This is a genomic window from Streptomyces sp. NPDC021012, assembly GCF_044333355.1.
In the GTDB taxonomy this organism is placed as follows: Bacteria; Actinomycetota; Actinomycetes; order Streptomycetales; family Streptomycetaceae; genus Streptomyces.
Map to the genome: position 1 here is coordinate 1067726 of NZ_JBIRQU010000001.1, position 18140 is coordinate 1085865.

The 18140-nt window shown below is 73.5% G+C and carries 18 protein-coding genes; 8 read left to right on the top strand and 10 right to left on the bottom strand.

Annotated elements, in window-relative coordinates; all coding sequences use genetic code 11:
- Nucleotides 1–58 precede the first annotated feature (58 nt).
- Nucleotides 59–910 (bottom strand): formyltetrahydrofolate deformylase, encoded by an 852-nt coding sequence (purU, locus tag ACH4TP_RS04955; protein WP_389221303.1) that lies wholly within the window; start codon nucleotides 908–910, stop codon nucleotides 59–61.
- 64 nt (nucleotides 911–974) lie between these two features.
- The gene (locus ACH4TP_RS04960) at nucleotides 975–1418 is read right to left on the bottom strand and encodes a hypothetical protein (protein WP_389221592.1); all 444 of its coding nucleotides are present in this window, start codon (nucleotides 1416–1418) and stop codon (nucleotides 975–977) included.
- A gap of 215 nt (nucleotides 1419–1633) precedes the next feature.
- Between ACH4TP_RS04960 and ACH4TP_RS04965 the strand changes: the two genes are divergently transcribed.
- A complete protein-coding gene (locus tag ACH4TP_RS04965) occupies nucleotides 1634–2902 on the top strand; it encodes an ABC transporter substrate-binding protein (RefSeq protein WP_389221306.1) in 1269 nt (422 codons plus the stop codon).
- Between the two features lie 6 nt (nucleotides 2903–2908).
- Here the strand turns inward: ACH4TP_RS04965 and ACH4TP_RS04970 are convergent, their stop codons facing one another.
- Both ACH4TP_RS04970 and ACH4TP_RS04975 read right to left on the bottom strand, forming a co-directional pair.
- Nucleotides 2909–4378, bottom strand: coding sequence for a hypothetical protein (locus ACH4TP_RS04970; RefSeq protein ID WP_398435706.1), 1470 nt, complete (start codon nucleotides 4376–4378; stop codon nucleotides 2909–2911).
- A 104-nt stretch (nucleotides 4379–4482) separates the two neighbouring features.
- On the bottom strand, nucleotides 4483–5865 hold the full coding sequence (locus ACH4TP_RS04975; protein WP_398183839.1) for a transcriptional regulator: 1383 nt from the start codon (nucleotides 5863–5865) through the stop codon (nucleotides 4483–4485).
- 288 nt (nucleotides 5866–6153) lie between these two features.
- Between ACH4TP_RS04975 and ACH4TP_RS04980 the strand changes: the two genes are divergently transcribed.
- The 3 genes from ACH4TP_RS04980 to ACH4TP_RS04990 all read left to right on the top strand — a co-directional run bounded on the left by ACH4TP_RS04980 (nucleotide 6154) and on the right by ACH4TP_RS04990 (nucleotide 9414).
- Nucleotides 6154–6819, top strand: coding sequence for a bifunctional DNA primase/polymerase (locus ACH4TP_RS04980; RefSeq protein WP_389221315.1), 666 nt, complete (start codon nucleotides 6154–6156; stop codon nucleotides 6817–6819).
- A gap of 76 nt (nucleotides 6820–6895) precedes the next feature.
- Entirely contained in the window at nucleotides 6896–7798 is a 903-nt protein-coding gene (locus tag ACH4TP_RS04985) for an ABC transporter ATP-binding protein (RefSeq protein ID WP_398183835.1), read from the top strand.
- On the top strand, nucleotides 7795–9414 hold the full coding sequence (locus ACH4TP_RS04990) for a transporter (RefSeq protein ID WP_398435708.1): 1620 nt from the start codon (nucleotides 7795–7797) through the stop codon (nucleotides 9412–9414). Before ACH4TP_RS04985 ends, ACH4TP_RS04990 begins: the two co-directional genes overlap by 4 nt.
- On the opposite strand, the gene ACH4TP_RS04995 is transcribed toward ACH4TP_RS04990, so the two are convergent.
- Complete coding sequence (locus tag ACH4TP_RS04995) at nucleotides 9401–10315, bottom strand: aminoglycoside phosphotransferase family protein (RefSeq protein ID WP_398435710.1); 915 nt, start codon at nucleotides 10313–10315, stop codon at nucleotides 9401–9403. The two genes, ACH4TP_RS04990 and ACH4TP_RS04995, sit on opposite strands and share 14 nt — an antisense overlap.
- A 105-nt stretch (nucleotides 10316–10420) precedes the next feature.
- Here ACH4TP_RS04995 and ACH4TP_RS05000 point away from each other — a divergent pair, with 105 nt between their 5' ends.
- A complete protein-coding gene (locus tag ACH4TP_RS05000) occupies nucleotides 10421–10993 on the top strand; it encodes a GNAT family N-acetyltransferase (protein WP_398435712.1) in 573 nt (190 codons plus the stop codon).
- 111 nt (nucleotides 10994–11104) lie between these two features.
- Here the strand turns inward: ACH4TP_RS05000 and ACH4TP_RS05005 are convergent, their stop codons facing one another.
- Nucleotides 11105–11551 (bottom strand): anthrone oxygenase family protein, encoded by a 447-nt coding sequence (locus tag ACH4TP_RS05005; protein WP_398435713.1) that lies wholly within the window; start codon nucleotides 11549–11551, stop codon nucleotides 11105–11107.
- A 90-nt stretch (nucleotides 11552–11641) separates the two neighbouring features.
- Here ACH4TP_RS05005 and ACH4TP_RS05010 point away from each other — a divergent pair, with 90 nt between their 5' ends.
- Entirely contained in the window at nucleotides 11642–12220 is a 579-nt protein-coding gene (locus ACH4TP_RS05010) for a TetR/AcrR family transcriptional regulator (RefSeq protein WP_398183820.1), read from the top strand.
- 80 nt (nucleotides 12221–12300) lie between these two features.
- On the opposite strand, the gene ACH4TP_RS05015 is transcribed toward ACH4TP_RS05010, so the two are convergent.
- The 3 genes from ACH4TP_RS05015 to ACH4TP_RS05025 form a co-directional block, all read right to left on the bottom strand.
- Nucleotides 12301–13527 carry an FG-GAP-like repeat-containing protein gene (locus ACH4TP_RS05015; RefSeq protein WP_398435716.1) on the bottom strand — a complete coding sequence of 409 codons (1227 nt, stop codon included), beginning with the start codon at nucleotides 13525–13527 and terminating at the stop codon, nucleotides 12301–12303.
- 126 nt (nucleotides 13528–13653) lie between these two features.
- The gene (locus ACH4TP_RS05020) at nucleotides 13654–14730 is read right to left on the bottom strand and encodes an alpha/beta fold hydrolase (RefSeq protein ID WP_398435718.1); all 1077 of its coding nucleotides are present in this window, start codon (nucleotides 14728–14730) and stop codon (nucleotides 13654–13656) included.
- A gap of 421 nt (nucleotides 14731–15151) precedes the next feature.
- Nucleotides 15152–15841 (bottom strand): metal-dependent transcriptional regulator, encoded by a 690-nt coding sequence (locus ACH4TP_RS05025; RefSeq protein WP_389221342.1) that lies wholly within the window; start codon nucleotides 15839–15841, stop codon nucleotides 15152–15154.
- 152 nt (nucleotides 15842–15993) lie between these two features.
- On the opposite strand from ACH4TP_RS05025, the gene ACH4TP_RS05030 reads away from it, so the two are divergent.
- Nucleotides 15994–16749, top strand: coding sequence for an SIS domain-containing protein (locus tag ACH4TP_RS05030; protein ID WP_389221345.1), 756 nt, complete (start codon nucleotides 15994–15996; stop codon nucleotides 16747–16749).
- A gap of 88 nt (nucleotides 16750–16837) precedes the next feature.
- On the opposite strand, the gene ACH4TP_RS05035 is transcribed toward ACH4TP_RS05030, so the two are convergent.
- Nucleotides 16838–17725 (bottom strand): NAD(P)-dependent oxidoreductase, encoded by an 888-nt coding sequence (locus ACH4TP_RS05035; RefSeq protein ID WP_398435720.1) that lies wholly within the window; start codon nucleotides 17723–17725, stop codon nucleotides 16838–16840.
- Nucleotides 17726–17788: 63 nt separating this feature from the next.
- Here ACH4TP_RS05035 and ACH4TP_RS05040 point away from each other — a divergent pair, with 63 nt between their 5' ends.
- Nucleotides 17789–18139: a winged helix-turn-helix transcriptional regulator gene (locus ACH4TP_RS05040; RefSeq protein WP_389221351.1), complete on the top strand. Its 351-nt coding sequence runs from the start codon at nucleotides 17789–17791 to the stop codon at nucleotides 18137–18139.
- Nucleotide 18140 lies beyond the last annotated feature (1 nt).

The following is an 18140-nucleotide window of genomic DNA, read 5'->3' on the forward strand; positions in this document are numbered from 1 at the left end:
TCCGGTGATCCGGATCACACGCCGGGTCGGGCGCCGGAGCGGTCGGCGGCGGCAGGCTCTACGCGAAGACGACCGTGCGGCGGCCGTTCAGGAGGATGCGGCGTTCCGCGTGCCACTTGACGGCGCGGGCGAGGGCCTGGCATTCGACGTCGCGGCCGATCGCCACCAGCTGGTCCGGGGTCACCTCGTGGCCCACCCGCTCGACCTCCTGCTCGATGATCGGGCCCTCGTCGAGGTCGGCGGTCACGTAGTGCGCGGTGGCGCCGATGAGCTTCACGCCGCGGGCGTGCGCCTGGTGGTAGGGCTTGGCGCCCTTGAAGCTCGGCAGGAAGGAGTGGTGGATGTTGATGATCCGCCCGGACAGGGCCTTGCAGAGGTCGTCGGAGAGGACCTGCATGTAGCGGGCGAGGACGACCAGCTCGACGTCCTGCTCCCGCACCAGCTCCAGGAGCTCCGCCTCGGCCTCCGGCTTGTTCTCCTTGGTGACGGGGATGTGCCGGAAGGGGATCCCGTACGAGCCCACCAGCTCCTCGAAGTCCCGGTGGTTGGAGACGACCGCGACGATCTCCACCGGCAGCGCGCCGATCCGCGAGCGGAACAGCAGGTCGTTCAGGCAGTGGCCGAACTTGGAGACCATCAGGACGACCCGCATCGGCTGGTCGGCCCTGTTGATCTGCCAGTCCATCCCGAAGGAGTCCCCGACGGCCGCGAAGCTCGCCCGGAGCTTGTCGACGGTCACCGGCGCCTCGGCCGAGAAGTGGACCCGCATGAAGAAGAGACCGGTGTCACGGTCTCCGAACTGCTGGCTGTCCTCGATGTTGCACCCGGTGATGAAGAGGTAGCTCGACACCGCATGCACGATGCCCTGCTTGTCGGGGCACGAGATGGTGAGGACGTACTGGTCGGTCATCCCGACAGCCTGCCACAAGCGCCCCGCCGGGCGGTCCCCCCGTCCGGCAGACGGACGGAACGGCTCAGGACCGCGTCATGATGCGGAGCACGTCGAGGGAGCGCGGGGGCGTGTCGGGGTCCTCGCCGTCGGCCTGGGAGAGGCGTACGTGGGCCTCGCGGGCGGCGCGGACGGCCTCGGGCCAGCCGGGGTGCTGGAGGTAGGCGGAGACGGGGGCGTCCGGGCCGACCTGGTGCATGATGCGCAGGACGCGGAGGACGGCGACGTCGACGAGGGCGGCCTCGGCGGTGTCGCGGAAGATCGAGCCGACGTACTTCTCGGCGGACCAGTTGTCGAGCCAGGTGTCCTCGACGAGGCGGTAGACGGCGTCGGTGACGTCGCCGTACCCCTCCTGGCCGGTCAGCCAGGCGGTCTCGTGGAAGACGGGGTCGGAGAGCATGTGCAGCGCCGAGCGCACGTTGCTGCGCCAGCGCCACCACGGCATGTCGTTGAGCGGCATGCCGCCCATGGTGGAGGAGCGACGGCCGCGACGGGAAGAGTTCACCGAACCGGAGGCGGGACTGGGGGCGGGACTGGACACGTTTCGATCGTACGTTCCCCGTCCGACAAGCGGAGTCGCACCCTCCCCATCCGGACGCCGACCCCCGTAATTCACCTTCACGTCACCCTTCGTTGAGCCTCGCTCACTCCCGCGTTACCCGTGAGGCGGAAACGTGCGTGTCCATGACCGGTAGGCGACTGACCCCACTCCTCGCGTACGTGACCACCGCGGCGGCCGGAGCGTCGCTGCTCACCGGCTGTGGCGTGCTCCCTGGTGCCACGGGGGGCTCCAGGGAGCCCGTCACGGTGATGACCTGGGCCCCCGACCAGACCCGGGCGACCAACATGCCCGGAATGCCCGCCATGGCGCAGACGTACGCCCGATGGGTGAACGCGCAGGGCGGCATCGACGGGCACGAGCTGCGCGTCCTCACCTGCAACGAACAGAACACCAGCACCGGCGCCGCCGCCTGCGCCCGCCGCGCGGTGCGCGAGAACGCGGTGGCCGTCGTCGGCTCCTACAGCCAGAACGGCCGCGCCTTCATGGCCCCGCTGGAAGCCGCGGGCATCCCGTACATCGGCGGCTACGGCATCGCGGAGGACGAGTTCACCAGCCCGATCTCCTACCCCGTCAACGGCGGGGTGGCCTCGCTCGTCGCCGGGCACGGCATGCAGCTGGCCGACTCCTGCGAGCGGGTCTCCCTCGTCCGCCCCGACACCACCGCCGGGGACAAGCTCCCCGAGCTCCTCAACTCCGGCCTGCGCAAAGCCAGTCACCGCAGCGCCATCGACATCCCGGCCCTGGAGGACGCCGCCGAGTACAGCCAGCAGGCCGGGCGCGCCCGCAAGCGGGCCGGCGGCGAGAAGGGCTGCGTGACCGCCGTCCTCGGCGAGCGCACCCAGACCTTCTTCGACTCCTTCCGGCGCCTCCCGGAGGAGCAGGAGGGGAAGCGCGGCAAGAACGGCGTCCGGATCTCCTCGGTCCTCGGCAGCGTCGACCAGCCCGTCATCGACCGCACCGGCGGCCCCCACAGCCCCTTCGAGGGCGCGTACGTCACCGGCTGGTACCCCGAGGCGGCCGACAAGAGCTGGGCGCCGATGCGCGAGGTGATCCAGAAGTACGCCTTCGCCGACAACCGCGTCGACCCGGCCGACACCGGCGTCCAGACCACCTGGATCGCGTACACGGTCCTCAAGGAGGTCGTCGAGGCGCTCCACCGGGACGACATCACCGCCGACCAGATCAGCCACGCCCTCGACCAGGGCGAGCGGATCGACACCGGCGGCCTCACCCCCAGCCTGCGCTGGAAGTACGACGACCTGCTCGGTGCCCCCGGCTTCACCCGGATCGTCAACCACGAGGTGACGTTCCAGGTGGTCCGCGAGGGGCGGCTGGTGGCGCAGAAGCCCGGTTTCGTCGACGTCGGCGAGACCGTCCTCAGCGCCCCGTAGGCCCGCTCAGAGCTCCGTCCACTCCCGCTTCTCCAGGCCGTACTTCGCGGCGGTCGGGTTCCACAGCCCGGCCGCCGTCTTCTTGGCCGCGGTGGCCTCGCCGCTCTTCTGGTTCGCCGCGGCCTTCTGGCTGGTGGAGCGGGCGTGGCCGCCCTTGCAGGCCTTCTTGCCCTTCATCTGGTCGGCCCAGGCCGCGTAGTGGTCGTCGGCGGCGGCCGAGGCCTGCCAGGCCTTGGTGAGCGCCGCCGACAGCGCCGCGTTGTCCGGGATCTTGTCGACCGACAGCGCCTGGAGCTTGGTGATCAGGCCCCGGCGCTGCTCGGCGGCGCCCCGCAGGTCGGTCGCGGCCTGGTCGAGGTTCTTGCAGCGGTCGATGGACGCGACCGAGTCGATCACCGTCTGGCGGCTGCTGCTGCTGGTCGCGAGCAGCTTGCTGAGCTCCTGCGCCTGCGGCTCCGCCGGGTCGGCGGGCTTCTCCGAGGGCTGCTCCGCCGAGGCGGACGGCGCGGCGGAGCTCGCCGCGACGTTCTGGCCCCCGGCCTTGGGGTCCTTCTCGTCGTCCCCGCCGCTGAGCAGCGCCCCGGCGCCGAGGCCGACGACCGCGCAGCCGACGACGACGGCGGCGATCAGCGCGACCGGCGACTTGCGGCGCGGCTCGGGCTCCTCCTCGTAGTAGGCGTCCTGGAAGCCGCCGTACTGCTGCTGCGGGGGCTGCGGAGGCTGGTGCTGCTGCTGGTACGGGGCCGGGCCCGGCTGCTGGTAGCCCTGCGGCGCGTGCGGCTGCTGGGGCGCCCGCGGGGTCTCCGTACGGAAGAGGTTGTCGAACTCGGCGGGCGGCTGCCGCTCACCGGGCGCCTGCGCCGGCACGGGGGCGATGTACTGGGTCGCGTCCGAGGCGCCGGCCGGGGCGGGCCCCTGGTGGGCGAGCGGGCCCGTGCCGAGGAACTGGGTGTCGGAGCCCCCGCCCTGCTGCGGCGGCACCGGGGCCATGTGCTGGGTGGCCTGCATGTCGGCGGCGGCCGGGGCGGCGGGGCCCGGGTAGCCGTAGCCGGGCTGCGGGGCGGCCGGGGCGCCGGGACCGGGGTAGCCGTACCCCGGCTGCGGGGCGGCCTGCGCCGGAGGCATCCCCGGCTGCTGCGGCGGCATTCCCGGCTGCGGGGGCGTTCCGGGCTGCTGCGGCGGCATCCCCTGCGCCGGCGGCATCCCGCCCGGGACCGGGGCCATGTGCTGGGTCGCCTGCATGTCGGCGGCACCGGGGCCGGGATAGCCGTAGCCGGGCTGCGGCGGGGCCTGCTGCGGGGGTATCGGCGGCAGGTACTGGGTGGACTGCATGTCGGCGGCGCCCTGCGGCGCCTCCGGGGGCAGCGGCTGCGCGGGCGGCAGCGGCTGCCCTCCCGGCTGACCACCTGCGGGGCCCCAGGCGCCGCCCCACGGCTGACCGCCGCCATGCTCCGGACCCTGTCCGTTCTGCGTCACCGGGACTCCCACTGATGGACCAACCTACGGAATCGTCGGCTCACGCTACCGGGTGCGCCCAGACCTCCGCACACACGTGTGAGACCCATTACACGGTTGACACGTCAGGCCGCGTACAGCTCCATCCGCGCGCCGAACTCCCGCACCACCGCCTCCCCCGCGTACGGCTCCAGGCGCTCCCGCAGGTCGTCCAGGTACTCCGCGCCCCGCGACGACCGCAGCGTGCCGAGCAGTTCGAGCGCCCGCGTGCCCGTGCGGCAGGCCTGCTCCACCTCCCGCTGCTGGACCTGCGCCGAGGCGAGCAGCGCGAGGCCGATCGCGCGCCGCCGCGCCCGCGACTCCGGGTGGCCGGCGATCGACTCCTCGGCCGCCCGCGCCGCCGCCTCCGCCTGCCCCAGGTCCCGGTAGCAGTGCGCCAGTTCGTCCGCGAGGTAGGCCGCGTCGAAGTGGGCGATCCACGCCGGGTCGTCGCCCGCCTCCGGATCGGCCCGGTCGAGGGCCCGTACGGCACGGCCGGCCGCCGACTCGAAGGCGGGCACGTCTCCCATCAGCGCGTGCCCGCGCGCCTCCGCCGCGAGGAACATCGCCTCCGCGCGCGGCGGCACCTTCCCGCGCGCCCCCTCCTGCGCCGCCCGCGCCAACTGGGCGATCTCCCGCGGGTTGCCGAGCTGCGCGGCGAGGTGGCTCATCGACGCGGCGAGGACGTAGCCGCCGTACCCCCGGTCCCCCGCCGCCTGCGCGAGCCGCAGCGCCTGGATGTAGTACCGCTGCGCGAGCCCCGGTTCACCGGTGTCCACCGCCATGTACCCGGCGAGCTCGGTGAGCCGGGCGACCGCCCCGAACAGCTGCCGGCCGATCGCCTCCCGGTACGAGCCGGACAGCATCCCCGACACCACGCTGTTGAGGTAGTGCACGACCACCGGCCGGACGTGCCCGCTGCCGAAGCGCCGGTCGAGGTCGACGAGCGCCGCCGTCATCTCCCGTACGGCCGCCACGTCCGCGACCCCGACGCGCGCGCCCGCCATCCGCGCCACGTGCGCGTCGGGGCCCGTGATCAGCCAGTCCCGGCTGGGCTCGACGAGGGCCGAGGCCGCGACCGCCGAGCCGCTCAGGAAGTCCCGGCGCCCGACGTCGCTGCGCCACAGCTCGCAGACCTGCTCGATCGCCCCGGGCACGGTCGGCGCGAACTGGAGGCCCACCCCGGCTGCGAGGTTCCGGCCGTTGGCCATGCCGACCTCGTCGATCGTGACCGTACGGCCCAGCTTGCGGCCGAGGGCCTCCGCGATGATCCCGGGCGCCCGGCCGCGCGGCTGCTGCCCGCGCAGCCAGCGCGCCACCGACGTCTTGTCGTAGCGCAGGTCGAGGCCGCGCTCCGCGCCGACCATGTTGACCCTGCGGGCGAGGCCGGCGTTGGAGCAGCCGGCCTCCTGGATGAGCGCCTGGAGCCGTTCGTTGAGCTGACGCGGAACGAGTGGCCTGGCTGCCATGAGTACCCCCTGTGGCCGTGCGGTGATCACGAGAGAACTGATCAATGCCCGGCTGATATCCGGTCAATGCAGATGTGAACACGCGAAACCGGACACGTCGGCCGCGAGGATCGAGCCCCCGCCACCGGCGCCCCCTTCTCTCCGTACCCGCCCCCGCTCCCCTGCCCGCCGCGCGCCCCCGCGAGTGCATCCATGCGCCCCGCGTGCAGGATCGATGCGTCAACACGGCCACCGCCACGCCCGTAACCCCAGGTGGCGGGGGCAGTTGTGCTCTCCGTGGAAGAGACCATGGGAGTCACGGAAGCCGCACAGATCCCCAAGCAGCGGGGCGAGCAGCTGCTCGACAGCGCCGTGCGGTATGCGGAAGAGCGGCACTGGGACGTGTTTCCCGGGACCTGGCTGGAAGTCGTCGAGGGCAGGGAGCGCTGCTCCTGCGGAGCGGACGCGTGCGCCGTGCCCGGCGCCCACGCGGTCAGGCCCGACTGGTCGACCCAGGCGACCGGCAGCGGCGTCGGGGCGCGCCGGATGTGGTCCAAGACCCCGAAGGCCTCGATCCTGCTGCCGACCGGCCGGACCTTCGACGCGATCGAGGTGCCGGAGACCGCCGGTTTCCTGGCGCTCGCCCGCATGGAGCGCATGGAGCTGACGCTGGGCCCGGTGACCTGCACCCCGGACCGCCGCATGTACTTCTTCGTCCTGCCCGGTGCCGCGACCAAGGTGCCCGACCTCGTCCGCAAGCTCGGCTGGGCCCCCGCCTCCATCGACCTCGTCACGCGCGGCGAGGGCCACTACGTGGCGGCCCCGCCCACCCGGGTCGGCGGCTTCGGCGCGGTGCAGTGGGCCAGGCGTCCCACCCCCGCGAACCGCTGGCTGCCGGACGCGGAGGAGCTGATCAGCGCCCTCGCGTACGCGTGCGGCCGGGAGGCGGCCGAGGCGAGGAACCGGACGAACTGACCGGGAGCCCTGGCCGGTTCCGCCCGTAGGGTGGCCCCCGTAAGCATTACGGGGACCATCGAAGGGTTGACGGAACATGCCTGACCAGGCATTTGACGGGGCGTTCGACACGGCGGGCGCCGCACCGGGCGACGGTGCGGCGCCCGCCGTGCGCATCGAGGGGCTGTGGAAGCGCTTCGGCCAGCAGATCGCGGTGAACGGGATCGACCTCGTCCTGCCCGCGGGGAAGTTCATCGGGCTCGTCGGGCCCAACGGCGCCGGCAAGACCACCACGCTCTCCATGATCACCGGCCTGCTCCGGCCCGACCAGGGGCGGATCCTCGTCGCCGGGCACGACGTGTGGGCCGACCCGGAGTCCGTCGCCCAGGTCAAGGCCCGCATCGGCATCCTGCCGGAGGGCCTGCGGCTCTTCGAGCGCCTCTCGGGCCGCGAACTCCTCGCCTACACCGGCCGGCTGCGCGGACTGCCCGGCGCCGAGGTCGACAAGCGGGCCGCGCAGCTCCTCGACGTGCTCGACCTGACCGGCTCGCAGAACAAGCTGGTCATCGACTACTCGACCGGCATGCGGAAGAAGATCGGCCTCGCGGCCGCGCTCCTCCACAACCCCGAGGTCCTCTTCCTCGACGAGCCCTTCGAGGGCGTCGACCCGGTCTCCGCCCAGACCATCCGGGGCGTCCTGGAGCGGTACACCTCCTCCGGCGCGACCGTCGTCTTCTCCAGCCACGTCATGGAGCTCGTCGAGTCCCTCTGCGACTGGGTCGCCGTCATGGCGGCCGGCCGGATCCGCGCGCAGGGCCCGCTGGCCGAGGTCCGGGGCTCGGCGTCCTCGCTCCAGGAGGCGTTCCTGGAGCTCGTCGGCGCGAACGGCCGCGCGGCGGCCGGGGACTCGCTGGACTGGCTGGGCGGCGGGGCGACCGGTCCGGGCGGCACGGGCGGTACGGGCACGGGCGCTACGGGTAAGGGCGGTACGCAGCGATGAGCGCCGCCACCACCCCCGTACCGCCGTCCCTCACGTCCGTCTTCGTCCGGCTCAAGCTGTCGCTCCTGAAGAACGGACTGCGACAGTCCGGCGGACGGACCGCCGCGTTCCTCGCGTCGATCTTCTTCGGCGCCGTCTTCGCCGCCGGTCTCGTGCTGGCCCTCGTCCTCCTGCGGGGCCACGCACACGCCGCCACCGTCGCGATCCTCCTCACCGGGGCGCTCGCCCTGGCCTGGACGGTCATGCCGCTGTTCATCCCGAGCGGCGACGAGACCCTCGACCCCTCGCGGCTCGTGATGCTGCCGCTCCGGCCCCGGCCGCTGGTCCGGGCGCTGCTCGTGGCCTCCCTCGTGGGCGTCGGCCCCGTCCTCACCTCCGCCCTCCTCGTGGGCGCCGCCCTGGCCGTCGCGCACGGCGCCGCCGGCACCGTCCTCGCCGTCCTCGCCGTCCCGCTCACGGCGGTGACGTGCGTGGCGCTGTCCCGGGCCGTGGCCGCCGCGAACATCCGGCTCCTCACCTCCCGCAAGGGCCGGGACCTGGCCCTGCTGAGCGGTCTGGTCGTCGCGGTCGGCATGCAGTTCGTGAACTTCGCCGCCCAGCGCCTCGGCCAGGCCGGCGGCCTCGGCCCCCTCGAACCGGCCACGGCCGTCGTCGGCTGGCTGCCGCCGGCCGCCGCGATCGGCGCGGTCGACTCCGCGAGCCGCGGCGACTACGCGGTGGCGGCGGCCCGGCTGCTGCTGACGGCGGCGGCCCTCGTGGCGCTCCTGTACTGGTGGCAGCGGAGCCTGGTGCGGCTGATGGTCGAGCCGGACGGCTCCACGATCGGCGCGGCCCCGGACGCGGGCACCCCCGACAAGGCGGGCTCGGGGCTGCTCGCCCGGATCCTGCCGGGCGGACGGACCGGCGCCGTCATGGAGCGCAGCCTCCGCTACATCTGGCGCGACCCGAAGACGAAGGCGTCCTGGGTGACCTCGCTCGCCGTCGGCCTGATCGTCCCCCTCTTCAACGCCATCCAGGGCGGAGGCTCGGTCTACTTCGCCGTCTTCGCCTCCGGGATGCTCGGCATGCTGATGTACAACCAGTTCGGGCAGGACGGCTCGGCCTTCTGGATGGTCGCCCAGACGATCTCGACGCCCGCCGACGCCTACGCCGAACTCCGGTCGCGGACCCAGGCCCTGCTCATGGTCACGCTGCCGTTCACGGTGCTCGTGACGGCCGTGACCGCCGGCGTGCTCGACGCCTGGTCCCAGCTCCCCGAGGCCCTCGGCCTGGCGCTCGGCCTGCTCGGCGCGATGGTCGGCACGGGCGCGGTGACCTCGGCGAGCTTCCCGTACTCGATCCCCCAGGACAGCGGCTACAAGAACGTCGCGCCGGGGCAGGGCGGCCTGGCCTGGATCTCGATCATGGGCGGCATGCTCACGGCCGGTCTCCTCTGCTCCCCGCTGATCGCCGCGACGGTCTACCTCCACCTCGCGGACCAGCGGTCCCTGCTGTGGCTCCTCCTCCCGGCCGGAGCCCTCTACGGCGCGCTCCTGACCCTCGCGGGCCTCAAGATCGCGGCCCCGCGCGCGGCGGGGCGCCTGCCGGAGATCCTGGCGGCGGTCAGCAAGGGATAGGTTCCCCCAGCACGCGCGCGAGGGCGGCGCGGCCGGCCGGCCCCCAGGTCGGCTTGCCGCCCGGGAGGCCCCGGTCGCCCGCGCGGCCGATGGCGACGAGTCCGGCCGCGCGGAGCAGGGCCCAGCCCCGGGCGCGGCGCACGGTGGCGGGGTCCACGCGCGCGTACGTACGGAAGAACCGCGCGGCCGCCCCTTCCGGCAGCAGCAGCCACGCCGCCGAGAGGTCCGTCGCCGGGTCGCCCGCGCAGACCTCGCCGAAGTCCACCACTCCGGCGAGGGTGCCGTCCGCGACGACGACGTTCGCCGGGTGCAGGTCCCCGTGCAGCCACAGCGGCGGGCCCTGCCGGCCGGGGGCCGCGAGTGCGTCCTCCCACGTCCTCCGTACGGCCACGGGGTCGGCGTGCTCGGCGAGCAGCGCGAGCCCCTCCTCGAACCCCGCCGTCCGCGCCGCGAACTCCCCCAGGGGCACGCCCCGGTCCGGGTTGGCGGGCGCCTCCGGGGGCGCCTCCCGGTGGAGCGCCCGCAGGAAGCCCGCCAGGGCGTCGGCCGCGTGGTCGCCGCGCGTGACGGGCGTGACGTCACCCGGCCCGCCCCGCACCCAGCGGACGACCGCCCAGGTCCGGGGGAACCGCGCGGACGGCTCCCCGGCGCGTACGGGGACGGGCACGGGCAGCGGGAGCAGCGGCGCCAGGGCGGGCAGCCAGCGGTACTCCTTGCGGAGCAGCTCCGGCGCCCGTTCGGTACGGGGCATCCGTACCGCCAGCTCCTCGCCGAGCCGCCACATCCGGTTGTCCCAGCCCCCCGGCACCTCCCGGACCGGCAGCTCCGCCAGGTCCGGGTGCTGGTCCCGGAGCAGGTCCCGTACGAGGCTCTCGTCGATCTCCACGGCGTCCCCCCACATCGTCGACCGGCTCGCAGCGTACGCGCGGAGGCGGCAGCGCACCGGAATCCCCTCGGCCCCGGAATTCCCTTGCCCGCCGTGACCGACACGGACGATCCTCCCCGCATGACCCCTTCGCAGACCCCGACCCCGCCCCGGCCCGCCCCCGAGGTCCGCATCGAGCTCGACGGCGGGCTGACGCTGCGCGCGTTCGAAGGGGAGGCGGACCTCCCGGAGTACTTCCGGACGGTCGACGAGTCGGTGGAGCACCTGCGCCCGTGGATGCCGTGGGTCGCCGAGCACAGCCGGGAGAGCACCGCCGCCTTCCTCGTCGGCCGGGCGGCGCTGTGGGCGAGCGGCGCGTCGTACAGCTACGCGATCGTGCTCGACGGGGCCCTCGTCGGCTCCTGCGGGCTGCACCGCCACGACGACACCCCGGACGGCACGCTCGAGATCGGCTACTGGCTCCACCCCTCCGCCACCGGCCGCGGTCTCGCGACCCGCGCCGCCCGCGCCCTCGTCGACCAGGCCTTCCGCCTCCCCGACGTCACGGCCGTCGAGATCGTCCACGACGCCGCCAACCACTCCAGCGCCGCCGTCCCCTCCCGCCTCGGCTTCACCGACCACCTCCGCCGCCCCCACGAGCCCACCGCCCCTGGGGAGACGGGCGAGGACCGGGTGTGGCGCCTGAGCCGGTGACCGGTGTTCCCCGGGACGCGCGGATGCCGCGTCGCCGAGCCGGCCGAAGTCCCGGGCGGCCGCCCCACCCGTCTGCCGGCGGGCGAGCTCCGACCGGGGCGGCCCGTCGGTTCAGACGAGGGCGGTGACCAGCAGGGTGAAGGCGCCGATGATGACGGCCACGCGGGCGTAGTGGAAACGGTCCCAGCGCTTCACCTGCTCCTTCCAGTCGGCGGGCCGGTTCTCGGGGGTCCACGTCTTGTTCCGGTTGTTGATCGGGACGAGCAGCAGCAGCGACATGACCACGCTGAGGATCAGCAGCGCTCCGGCGGCGACGACGAGGCCGGCGCCCTGGTCCTGCCGTCCGGTGACGGCCCAGATCGCGACGAGGACGAGCGAGGCGACGTACCAGACCGGCATCACGGCACCCAGCATCCGGCCTCCGTGGGCGCGGCCGAGTTGGCCGCTGTCGCCGGGGAGGGCGTCGAGGATCGGGTTGACGACGAAGGAGACGGAGAACTCCACCCCCACCATCAGACCGACCGCCACGGTGGTGAGGACCTGGAGTGCGTCGAGCATGATGACCCCTCGGGAATCTAGCGCCGCTAGCCAATGATGCAAAGCTAGCACTGCTATCGCTCGATTGTCTAGCAGTGCTAGCATCCAGCCATGTCGGTACAGGAACGCAAGCAGCGCGAACGGGTGGAGCGCGAGCGACTCATCGTGGCGACAGCCCGCGAACTCGCCGAGCAGCAGGGCTGGGACGCGGTCACCACCCGCCGGCTCGCCGAGCGCATCGAATACAGCCAGCCCGTCCTCTACAGCCACTTCCGCGGCAAGCGCGAGATCATCGGCGCCGTCGCCCTCGAAGGCGCCGCCGAGATGGCCGCGACGCTGCGGGCCACGGCCTCCGCCGTGGACGGACCGCACGCCCGCGTCACCGCCCTCGCCCGCGCCTACCTCGACTTCGCGGAGCGCCACCCGGCGGTCTACGACGCCATGTTCCAGCTCGACGGCGGCCTGGCCTTCGCGGACGAGGAGACCCCGGAGCCGCTGAAGGACGCCTTCGCCGCCCTCCTGGAGACCCTCGGCGAGGTCGCCGGGGACGGTGTCCAGCCGGGACTGTTCACGGAGGTGTTCTGGGCGGCCCTGCACGGCCTCGCCACCCTGACCCGGGCCGGACGGCTGCCGAGGGAGGACACCGAGCGGGGGGTGGAACTGCTGGTGGACCGGCTCGCCGTGGCCTGACCCGCCCGCCGCCCCCGCCGGGCACGCGAAGGGCCTCCACCCGTCGGGGTGGAGGCCCTCGCGCACTCATCCGGTACGGATCAGAACGCGCCGTTCAGACCCCACCAGTCGCCGTCCTCCAGGACGCCCGCGTTGTACGCGCCCGTCCCCTTGCCCGTGTAGAGGACGAGGCAGCCCACGCCACGGCACGCCGAGGAGACGTAGTCGGCGTTGGTGATCGTCGCGAGGTCGTTGCGGCCGTCGGCGTTGTAGTCGCCGACCGAGAGGAACGTCGCCATGACGTTCCAGCCGCCGCTGCCGATCAGGACGCGCGAGCCGACGCCGCCGGCCGGGGTGCCCGGGTAGAACCAGAGCTTGCCCGTGGAGCCCTCGCGGGCGACCAGGTCGGCGCGGTTGTCGCCGTTGAGGTCACCGGCGCCGACCAGGGCGTTCATGGCGTTCCAGCCGCCCGAGCCGATCAGCTTGCGGGCGCCGACGGTGCCCGTCGAGGTGCCCGGGTACAGCCACAGCCTGCCCGTGGACTTCTCGACCGCGAGGAGGTCCGAGCGGCCGTCGCCGGTCAGGTCGCCGAAGGCGGTGAGCTTGTCCATGGCGTTCCAGCCGCCGCTGCCGATGAGCTTGCGGGTGCCGACGGCGCCCGTGCCCGTCCCCGGGTACAGCCACAGCTTGCCCGTGGCGGACTCGCGGGCGATGAGGTCCTCGCGGCCGTCGCCGGTGAAGTCGCCGTGCCGGGTGAGGGCGTTCATGCCGTTCCAGCCGCCCGAGCCGACGAGCTTGCCGGAGCCGTCGCCGGGCAGGAACCACAGGCGCCCGGCCGTGTCGCGGACGAGGACGTCCGACTTCCTGTCGGCGTTCAGGTCGCCGAAGCCCGCCGCCTTGGGCGCGGTGGACGCATGCCACTCCGGGTACGCGGGCAGGACGCACTCGCGCTCGGTCGGTACGAACTTCAGCGAGCTGACCGAGTTGGTGCCGGGGCCGCCCCACTCGGTGCCCGCCGGGTCCGAGGGCATCGAGTAGACGGCGCCCGAGTCGCCGTAGCCGGCGTCCTCGTACAGGCAGGCGATCCTGCTCGTGCGGTTGACGACCGAGCGGAACGTGTTGTCCCAGCTCCCGAGCGTCGCCGTGTTCACGTTCGTCTTGTACATGGTGCCGGTGCCGTTGTCGGTCTTCCAGGCACAGAAGTAGCCGGCCGGGCAGTCGCTGACAGCGGCCTGCGCCGGCGCCACGCTCGCGCCCAGGAGGCCGAGCGAGGTGAGCCCCAGCGTCGCGGCCGCCGCGACCGCGCGCCGCAGCAGAGATGTGCGCATTCAATCCCTCCAAGAGGCGGCGCGGAGATGAGCTCGGACGCGCCGCGAGAGGGACCGTACCCTGCGGGCTTCCTCCTGTCATCGGAGGGGGCGGTTCCGCCGGACGGCCCCCTTCCGGACCTGCCGTCAGGGCGTCAGCACCCCGTTCAGGAAGGGCTCCACGGCTTCGCTCCAGGCCTCCGGGTGGGTGTAGTGGAGGAGGTGGCCCGCGTCGGGGATCTCCGCGTACGCCCCGTGGGGCAGGACCCGGACCATCTCCTGGGCCTCCGCGCGGCCCAGCTCGCCGTCGAGGCCGCGGACCACGAGGGTGGGGCAGCGGACCTGGGCGAGGGAGTCCCAGTGGGCGTCGTGGACCCAGGTCTCGCGGGAGGTCAGCATCTGCTCCGGGTCGAACACCGGGCGCCAGCCGTCGGGGTGCTCGGCCATCACCTCGGCGAAGAACGCGCCCCGCGCCGGGTTCGGCGTCTCCACCCAGGGGTCCTCGTCGCCGAACCAGCGGTGGACGGCCTCCAGGGACGGGAAGGGCGCGGGCCAGCCGCGGAACCAGTCCTGCCAGGCGCGCTGCGAGGCCGCGCCCAGGGCCGAGGCCCGCATGTCGCAGATGACGAGGGCGCGGACGAGGTCCGGGCGCTCGGCGGCCAGCTGCCAGGCGGTCAGGGCGCCCATGGAGTGGCCGACGAGGGTCACCGGGCCGAGACCGAGCTGCTCGACGACGGCGGCGGCGTCCGCCACGTACGCCTCGCGGGTGAAGGGGCCGGCGGCGGGCTTCTCGCTCGCGCCGTGCCCGCGCTGGTCGAGGGCGACGATCCGGTGGCCGCCGGTGAGGTGGCGGACGGCGGGCGCCCAGTGGCCGGCGTGGCCCATCAGCCCGTGGAGGAGTAACACCCCCGAATCCGGAGGCGCTTGCGGGGACCGGGGCGGCTGCGGGGCCCGTACAGGACGGGGGACGGACCGGCCGCCGGGACGCGCGGCGGTTTCGGGGCGCGCGGCGGTTTCGGGGCCGGGCTGCGGGACGATCCCGGGCACGGCGGTGCGGTCCCTGGCCGTGCGGCCGGAGGGCGTGTCGCCCCAGGCCGTACGGCCTGACGGAGCCGTACGGCCCGCCGGAGCCGCGTGGTCCGGAGCTTCGCGGTCCGGAATCGTGTGCTCCCAGGCCGTCAGCCGGACGCCGTCGGCCCCGGTGACGTCGAGTCGTCGCGCCATGGATCCGGCACCCCCTCTTTTCCGTCGAACCTCGCCAGACTATCGAACTCGCATTCGAAAATGCGCTCCTGCCACACAACACCCCTCGTTCGAGTGACAGGGCTCAAGGATTGACGCGCGCTGCCGAGGGGAGATCTTGAGCGGGAGGCGGACCGCTCGGGGAAAAACGGTCCGAGGGGAATGACCTTGAGAGCTCGGGGCTCCAGGTCAGCACAGGGGAGGACAGGCCCCGGCGCCGGAAGGCGCCGGGGCCCTCTGTCGCCCGTAGCCCTCATGGCCCCACCCCCGCAGCCGCTCATCGCCCCGCTCCCACCAGCGTGGCACGGCAAGGGCGCGGGCGTGGCGATTCCGGCGTAAAACGGTGCGCCCCGCCGGTCGCCGGAGCGACCGACGGGGCGCCCCCGTCACGTACGAGCGGAGCTCAGCGCTTCGCGACGAACACGTGCGCCGCGACCTCCGAGTCCAGCTCCGCGGCCTCGCCGCTGCTGCCCACCAGGACACCGCCCGGCGACTCCGACACCGACACCACCGAGCCGGGCTGCACGCCCGCCCTCCGCAGCGTGTACATCAGCTGGGCGTCCGTCTGGATCGGCTCGCCGATCCGGCGCACGATCACCGTCTTGCCGCCGCTCGCGTCCAGGTCGGCGAGGGACACCATCGAGTCGTCGAGGAAGGCCTCGGGCTCCGCCTTCTCGCCCAGCTCGTCCAGGCCCGGGATCGGGTTCCCGTACGGCGACTCCGTCGGGTGGCGCAGCAGCTCCAGGACCCGCCGCTCCACGGCCTCGCTCATCACGTGCTCCCAGCGGCACGCCTCGGCGTGGACCTGCTCCCACTCCAGGCCGATCACGTCGACGAGCAGGCACTCGGCCAGGCGGTGCTTGCGCATCACCCGGGTGGCGAGGCGCCTGCCCTCGTCCGTGAGCTCCAGGTGGCGGTCACTCGCCACGGCCACCAGACCGTCGCGCTCCATCCGGGCCACCGTCTGGCTCACCGTCGGCCCGCTCTGGTCGAGCCGCTCGGCGATCCGGGCACGCATGGGGACCACACCTTCTTCCTCAAGCTCGAGGATGGTGCGGAGATACATCTCCGTAGTGTCGATCAGTCCGGACATACGTGCCCCTCGATGAGTCGTGCGCTGGCCCTGCCCCAATTCTGACGCATCGGACCGACAACCGGGCCGCGCCCGGTGAGACCCTATTGACAGAGCAATGGTCCAGACCGCACCGTGATCGGCGACCACGAGGACGAGAAGGAGCCGCCGCGATGGGCGAGAGCAAGCTGGCCGGACAGTTCTTCGACGCCGCGATCGGCCTGCTCAAGGAGGTGCGCGACGGGGACGCCACCGAGATCGCCGCCGCGGGCAGGGCCATCGCCGAGGCCGTCGCGAACGGCAACCGGCTCTTCGCCTTCGGCGCCGGACACTCCTCGCTCGCCGCGCAGGACGTCGTCTACCGGGCCGGCGGCCTCGCCCTGATGAACCTGCTCGCCGTCCCCGGCGTCGTCGGCGTCGACGTCATGCCGGCCACCCTCGGCTCCGCCCTGGAGCGCGTCGACGGCCTCGCCGGAGCGGTCCTCGACTCCTCCCCCGCCAAGGCCGGCGACGTCCTGATCATCATCTCCCTCTCCGGGCGCAACGCCCTGCCCGTCGAGATGGCCATGAACGCCCGCGCGCTCGGCCTCACCGTCATCGGCGTCACCTCCGTGGCGTACGCCACCGAGACCAAGTCCCGGCACGTCTCGGGGACGTACCTCAAGGACCACTGCGACATCGTCCTCGACTCGAAGATCGCCATCGGCGACGCCGAACTCACCCACGAGGGCATCGAGGCCCCCTTCGCCCCCGCCTCCACCGTCGTCACCAGCGCCCTCATGCAGGCCACGATGGCCGCCGCCGCCGAGGAACTCGTCCGCCTCGGCGTCGAACCGCCGCTGCTGCGCTCGGGCAACGTCGACGGCGGGCACGAGTGGAACGGCCGCGTGATGACGGAGTACGGCGACCGGATCTTCTACCGGCGCTGACCCGACGCTGTCGGCCCCCTTTCCGTCACCCGTCGCCCGTCACCCGTCGCCCGTCACCCGCCAGCCGTCAGCCGTCACCCGCCACCCGTCAGCCGCGCTCCATCACCCGCGTCACCCGCGTGAAGCCGTCCGCCCCGTGGCCCCGGTCCACCGCGCGGCGGGCCAACGTCTCCGCCGCGCGCATGACGCTCGCGTCGACGCCGTGCGCCTCGGCGGCATGCACGACGTGGGTCATCGTCGACAGGGCCGAGGTGAGCGGATTGCCCTCGCCCGAGTACGAGCCGCCGTCCACGTCCTCCGCCCACTCCCGGAACAGGGGCGGCAGGATCGCCCCGATGCCCTGGGCGAACGGCGCGAGCTCCCGCGCCGAGATCCCCTCCGCGCGGGCCAGCGCGAGGGCGTGCACGTACCCCGTCATCGACGTCCAGAAGATGTCGAGCAGCGCGACGTCGTAGGCGGCGGCCCGGCCGATGTCCCCGCCGAGGTGCGTGTGGGAGCCGCCGAGCGCGTCGAGCACCGCCCGGTGCTCGCCGTACAGCGACTCGGGGCCGCTGTGCAGGAACACCCCGGCGGGCGTCCCGATCGTCGGGGTCGGCGTCATGATCGCGCCGTCCAGGTAGCCGATGCCGTGCCCGGCCGCCCAGCGGCCGGTGTCGCGGGCCCGGTCCGGGACGTCGGCGCTCAGGTTGACCACGGTCCGGCCCTTGAGCGCGTCCGTGACGGCCGGGTCCCTGAGCACGGAGTCCGCGGCGTCGTAGTTGACCAGGCAGATCACCGTGAGCGGACTCGCCGCGACCGCCTCCCCGGCGCTCGCCGCCGAGACCGCTCCCCGCTCGACGAGGTCGCCCTCCCGGCCCGGGGTCCGGTTCCACACGGTGGTCCGGACGCCGGCGTCGAGGAACGCGCCGGCGAGCGCACGCCCCATGGGCCCGAGGCCGAGAACGGTGACGGAGGCCTGGTCGCTGGAAGAAGACATGGCGGAACTCCCTTGCACATACGTGGGTTGGAAAGAGATGACCGACGACGGAGAGGGACACGCATGACACGCCTCCGGGCCCAGGACACGAACCTCTGCGGGGTGTCCGCCGCGATCGCCGTGATCGACGGCAAGTGGAAGACCTGGCTGCTGTGGCTGCTGGAGTCGGGCCCTCACCGGCCCGGCGAACTGCGCCGCAAGATCCCCGGGATCAGCGAGAAGATGCTGACCCAGGCGCTGCGGGAGATGGAGACGGACGGCCTCGTCCACCGCGAGGTGCACGACGTGGTGCCGCCGAAGACCGTCTACTCCCTCACGGAGTTCGGACGCGAACTCTCCGACGTGCTCGGCCCCTTGTCGGAATGGGGCCACCGCCGGCTCGACCGGCTGACGGAGGCGCGGACCGCCTCCTGAG

What these genes read in the sequence shown, in the direction of transcription:
- ACH4TP_RS05005 (WP_398435713.1), bottom strand. Translation starts at nt 11,551, where the DNA reads ATGCTCGACGCACTCCAGGTCCTCACCACCGTGGCGGTCGGTCTGATG.
- ACH4TP_RS04960 (WP_389221592.1), bottom strand. Translation starts at nt 1,418, where the DNA reads ATGGGCGGCATGCCGCTCAACGACATGCCGTGGTGGCGCTGGCGCAGC.
- ACH4TP_RS05030 (WP_389221345.1), top strand. Translation starts at nt 15,994, where the DNA reads ATGGGCGAGAGCAAGCTGGCCGGACAGTTCTTCGACGCCGCGATCGGC.
- ACH4TP_RS05035 (WP_398435720.1), bottom strand. Translation starts at nt 17,725, where the DNA reads ATGTCTTCTTCCAGCGACCAGGCCTCCGTCACCGTTCTCGGCCTCGGG.
- purU (WP_389221303.1), bottom strand. Translation starts at nt 910, where the DNA reads ATGACCGACCAGTACGTCCTCACCATCTCGTGCCCCGACAAGCAGGGC.
- ACH4TP_RS05000 (WP_398435712.1), top strand. Translation starts at nt 10,421, where the DNA reads ATGACCCCTTCGCAGACCCCGACCCCGCCCCGGCCCGCCCCCGAGGTC.
- ACH4TP_RS04995 (WP_398435710.1), bottom strand. Translation starts at nt 10,315, where the DNA reads ATGTGGGGGGACGCCGTGGAGATCGACGAGAGCCTCGTACGGGACCTG.
- ACH4TP_RS05040 (WP_389221351.1), top strand. Translation starts at nt 17,789, where the DNA reads ATGACACGCCTCCGGGCCCAGGACACGAACCTCTGCGGGGTGTCCGCC.
- ACH4TP_RS04985 (WP_398183835.1), top strand. Translation starts at nt 6,896, where the DNA reads ATGCCTGACCAGGCATTTGACGGGGCGTTCGACACGGCGGGCGCCGCA.
- ACH4TP_RS05025 (WP_389221342.1), bottom strand. Translation starts at nt 15,841, where the DNA reads ATGTCCGGACTGATCGACACTACGGAGATGTATCTCCGCACCATCCTC.
- ACH4TP_RS04965 (WP_389221306.1), top strand. Translation starts at nt 1,634, where the DNA reads ATGACCGGTAGGCGACTGACCCCACTCCTCGCGTACGTGACCACCGCG.
- ACH4TP_RS04980 (WP_389221315.1), top strand. Translation starts at nt 6,154, where the DNA reads ATGGGAGTCACGGAAGCCGCACAGATCCCCAAGCAGCGGGGCGAGCAG.
- ACH4TP_RS05015 (WP_398435716.1), bottom strand. Translation starts at nt 13,527, where the DNA reads ATGCGCACATCTCTGCTGCGGCGCGCGGTCGCGGCGGCCGCGACGCTG.
- ACH4TP_RS04975 (WP_398183839.1), bottom strand. Translation starts at nt 5,865, where the DNA reads ATGGCAGCCAGGCCACTCGTTCCGCGTCAGCTCAACGAACGGCTCCAG.
- ACH4TP_RS05010 (WP_398183820.1), top strand. Translation starts at nt 11,642, where the DNA reads ATGTCGGTACAGGAACGCAAGCAGCGCGAACGGGTGGAGCGCGAGCGA.
- ACH4TP_RS05020 (WP_398435718.1), bottom strand. Translation starts at nt 14,730, where the DNA reads ATGGCGCGACGACTCGACGTCACCGGGGCCGACGGCGTCCGGCTGACG.
- ACH4TP_RS04990 (WP_398435708.1), top strand. Translation starts at nt 7,795, where the DNA reads ATGAGCGCCGCCACCACCCCCGTACCGCCGTCCCTCACGTCCGTCTTC.